Source organism: Acidisphaera sp. S103 (assembly GCF_009765975.1).
Taxonomy (GTDB): Bacteria; Pseudomonadota; Alphaproteobacteria; order Acetobacterales; family Acetobacteraceae; genus Rhodopila.
Map to the genome: position 1 here is coordinate 1 of NZ_LMUJ01000025.1, position 3,696 is coordinate 3,696.

General features: G+C 61.1%; 4 protein-coding genes and 1 pseudogene. 1 reads left to right on the plus strand and 4 read right to left on the minus strand.

Annotated features, from left to right (window positions below; translation table 11 throughout):
* A pseudogene (locus GSQ89_RS38345) lies at positions 1-232 on the plus strand (hypothetical protein); the annotation flags it as partial.
* A 67-nt stretch (positions 233-299) separates the two neighbouring features.
* Here GSQ89_RS38345 and GSQ89_RS03155 read toward each other — a convergent pair.
* From GSQ89_RS03155 to GSQ89_RS38350, 4 genes are all read right to left on the minus strand, one after another.
* Entirely contained in the window at positions 300-1,298 is a 999-nt protein-coding gene (locus GSQ89_RS03155; RefSeq protein ID WP_158921946.1) for a site-specific integrase, read from the minus strand.
* Positions 1,295-2,227, minus strand: coding sequence for a tyrosine-type recombinase/integrase (locus tag GSQ89_RS03160; protein ID WP_158921949.1), 933 nt, complete (start codon positions 2,225-2,227; stop codon positions 1,295-1,297). Before GSQ89_RS03160 ends, GSQ89_RS03155 begins: the two co-directional genes overlap by 4 nt.
* The gene (locus tag GSQ89_RS03165; protein ID WP_158921951.1) at positions 2,224-3,459 is read right to left on the minus strand and encodes a tyrosine-type recombinase/integrase; all 1,236 of its coding nucleotides are present in this window, start codon (positions 3,457-3,459) and stop codon (positions 2,224-2,226) included. The genes GSQ89_RS03160 and GSQ89_RS03165 overlap by 4 nt, the downstream gene beginning before the upstream one ends.
* 34 nt (positions 3,460-3,493) lie before the next feature.
* A partial coding sequence (locus GSQ89_RS38350) for a hypothetical protein (RefSeq protein WP_158921953.1) occupies positions 3,494-3,696 on the minus strand: 203 nt, incomplete at its 5' end.

Genomic DNA, 3,696 nt, shown 5'->3' on the forward strand with positions numbered 1-3,696 from the left:
GACGCTGACCGCCAGCCGCCTGCACGCCATGGTTTGTGAGCGCGGCTATCGCGGCAGGCCAAGTCGTTTCCGCGCCATCATCGCCTGCCATCGGCCGCGTCCGCCAGCAGAGGCCTATCTGCGCCTGCGCACGCTGCCCGGCGAGCAGGCCCAATGCGACTGGGCCCTATGCCGAGCGCGGCATAGAGCCCACTATGCCGACAACCGGACTATGCCGAGTTCCCGCTGTTAGGCTGGCTCTTTGGCCAGCGTGACAGGCCCGTAATGATCGGAACACTCGGCATAGTTTTCCCGGATAGCTAGAGCGCCTTGAGGAAGGCGAGCAACGCGTCGGGCGGCTTATAGATGCCTGGATGCCCGTCATGGGCTGTGGTTTTGGCCATAATTTTCTCTTTCATGGCAAGATCGGCTTCCAGATAGACGTGGGTGGTCTCCACTGACTCGTGACCGAGCCAAAGGGCGATAACGGTGGTATCAACGCCGGCCTGTAATAACTCCATGGCCGCTGTGTGCCTCAGGACGTGAGGCGATACCGTCTTATCCTTCAGTGACGGGCAATTTTCGCGGGCGGAAGCGACATGTTTTGCCAGCAGGTATTGGACCCCATCATTACTCAATCGCCCCCCTTGCCGGTTGGGGAACACGACCTGACCGCTGCCGCGGGCCGGTTCGCCTAACCAGGCTTGCAATACCGCCGCTGTCTGCCGTGTCAGCGGCGTGCAGCGCTCTTTCCGGCCTTTACCGACCGCGTGGACGTGAGCGTTGGCTCCGGCGTGGACATCGCGATGGTTCAGGCCGGTCATTTCGGACAAGCGCAGCCCGGTCTGGACCATGAGCAGCAACCAGGCGTGATCGCGGCGGCCAGACCACGTGTCTCGATCTGGCGCAGCCAGAAGAGCATCAACTTCTGGCCGTGTCAGATAATGGATTTGCTCATGAGTGCAACGTTTGCAGGGAATGGCCAGTACCCGCTGGATCGATTCGGACTGGGCGGGCATTTCGAATGCGGCATAGCGGAAGAATGAGCGAATGGCCGTGAGCCGGAGATTCCGGCTGCGATCTCCGATACCCCGCCTGTCCTGCAGGTCGTCCAGGAAGGCGCTGATCAAGGGGGCGTCGATCTCCTGCATGGTCAGTTGTGACCGAGCCTTTCCGAGCTTGGTCTTGGCGAACAGCAGCAGAAGGTGGAATGTATCGCGGTACGATTTAATCGTGTGCGGGCTGACGTTGCGTTGCTGGGTCAGCCGTTGGGTAAAAAATCGGGTCAGCAATGCGGCAAAATTGGCGACGGGCTTCATGGCACTGCCTCCCAGTGCCGTTCCAGCCGGTCTCTTGCTGCCGCGAGCAATGGCGGGCAGGCGGACAGATACCAGTACGTATCACGCACCTCGACATGGCCAAGGTAAGCCGAGAGGACCGGCAGCCGCCGCTCCACGTCCTGGCCTTCGTGATACCATTGCAGAACCGTGATCATGGCGAACCGGTGACGCAGGTCGTGTAAGCGCGGTCTACGCCGTTGGTTCTGCGCAATCATGCCAACCAGCTTGACCAATCGTTGGAAGACCCCGTCGACAGCGTCGTAACCCAGTCGCTCACCTCGCCGATTGACGAACCAATGGGCGGTCTGCCGTCCAGCCAGGAAACGTGCCCGCCGTTCCCGGTAATCGGCCAGCGTCTTTACGGTAGAAGCGTGCAGTGGAACCAATCGGGACTTACCGAACTTGGACGAACGAATGGTCAGGATGGCATCGTCTAAATCAACGTCGTCCATGGTTAGGCCGAGCGCTTCGGCAATTCGCAGGCCGGAGACACTGAGCAATCCGAGCAGGCAGTGATAGGTATGGTTGCGCAAGCCATCTTTTGCCCGCAGTTCCAAGGCGGCGCGTAGCAGGGCTCGAATGTCCTCGTCCGAGAAGAAGTACGGAGTTGGCCGCTGATAATTGAACGGCAGGAGCCCGGCCGGAGGGATCTCGGTTCTTGGGTCAATCGCCGCGCAATATCGGGCAAAGCCGCGTACATAGCTTAACCGCTGCGCCCACTGTGCTGGTTGAACAGATGCAGGTATCCGTGCCCAGGCCAGCGCTTTATCGACCGAAATGTAATCGGCCTTGGCTTGCTCCAGAAAATCGATGAACGACACCAGGCGCGTGCCTTCGCTATGAAGCTTGAACCCCAGGCTGCGCCGCATGGCCAGGTAATCGCGAAGCGCCTCTCGCATGGCACTCATGCCGCATCTCCCGGCCAGGGCAAGCTCAATGGCCGGAGTGCCGCGAAGTCAACCTTCGCGTAAATGCTGGTTGTCTTCGGATGCCGGTGCCGGAGCAGGCTGCCGATCTCGGTCAAGGTCGCGCCCTGCCGCAGCATGCCGGTTGCGAGCGCGTGTCGGAATTGATGGGCCCCTCGGGATCGCGTTTCGACCCCGGCTCTGGAGATCGCCCTGCCGACGATCGTGGCAATCGTCTGAGGCGCACCAAGTTCGCGGATCGGCGCGCAGTCGCGGAGAAACAAAGCCCGGCTGCTGCTGGGCGGGCGTCCCCAATGAAGGTATTGAGCAATCGCTTCGCCGGCGTCGATTGGTAACGGTAAGACTGCGGCTTGGTTCCCCTTGCCAGCCACTGCAATGGAACCAGCCTCCCAGTCGATACTGTCCAAGGTCAGCGAGACGATTTCGCAGGATCGCAGGCCGAGGCGGGCCAGCAGCAGCAGGATCGCATAGTCGCGCCGTCCGAGGGCCGTATCACGCGGGCACTTGGCGATAACCGCGCGAAGGTGCTCCGGGGCGATAGCCCTCGGTATCGCGGCCATCGACCAATTGGGTACCGCCGGGACCGCGGCAGCCAGATCAAACCGGGTCTCTCCGCAAAAGCGGACGTAGCGGAGGAAGGAACGCAACGCTATTGTCGCGATCTTCGCCCGGGCCGGACTGAGGCGGGCCGCCTGTTTTTGGATAAACTTGATGACGTCCAGGCCGCGCAGGCAGGCGAGATCGACCGGGCCGGTTCCAAATCGCTCAGACAGAAAACTTCTAGCAATCGGACAATATTGGACCAGCGTCCTGGTGGACAGCCCCTGTTCCTTCTGTAAGTAACTGGCGTATGCTGCAACTATCTTTTCGCTCGGCCTCAGCTCGCTGACAGCGACCGGCACGCCGCAGACATCCAAACGGCGAAGCAAATCAATCAACCGCCGCAACGTGGCGGCGGCACCCTGCCGGACCCATCCCTGGTGCGCGGGTTCATCCAGAAAACGCCGCGCATGTTCATCAGTCAGAGCTTCCGCGCCGACGTGTTCCGACTGAAGCCAGCGGCTAAAACAGGCTGCTGCCCGGACTTGCTGGCCGAGCCCACGCCGCTCGAAGCTTTGCTCGCCAAGCCATCTCGCAAAGGTATCAAGATATCCTGCCAATGGACCCTCAGCCTCTCGCGCCAAGGTCCACAATTTGGTCCCGTTCGCTTCCATTTTCGCGCTCCTTCCAAAATTGGAAGGAGCGAGGCTATGCCGATGCGCGCGCTGTCAGTTGGGCGGAAAACGCCGCCTTTTCCGCAATGCCCGGCATAGTCCGGTTGTCGGCATAGTGGGCCCTATGCCGAGCGCGGCATAGAGCCCAGTCCACCTGTCCTTGTTCGCCCGGCAGACAACGCAAACGTAGATAGGCCTCGGCCTTGCGGCGTGGCCGATGGCAGGAGATGAGATGAC

Bases quoted from the DNA above. Each gene is read 5' to 3' on its own strand.
- GSQ89_RS03165 (WP_158921951.1), bottom strand. From the start codon at position 3,459: ATGGAAGCGAACGGGACCAAATTGTGGACCTTGGCGCGAGAGGCTGAG.
- GSQ89_RS03160 (WP_158921949.1), bottom strand. From the start codon at position 2,227: ATGAGTGCCATGCGAGAGGCGCTTCGCGATTACCTGGCCATGCGGCGC.
- GSQ89_RS03155 (WP_158921946.1), bottom strand. From the start codon at position 1,298: ATGAAGCCCGTCGCCAATTTTGCCGCATTGCTGACCCGATTTTTTACC.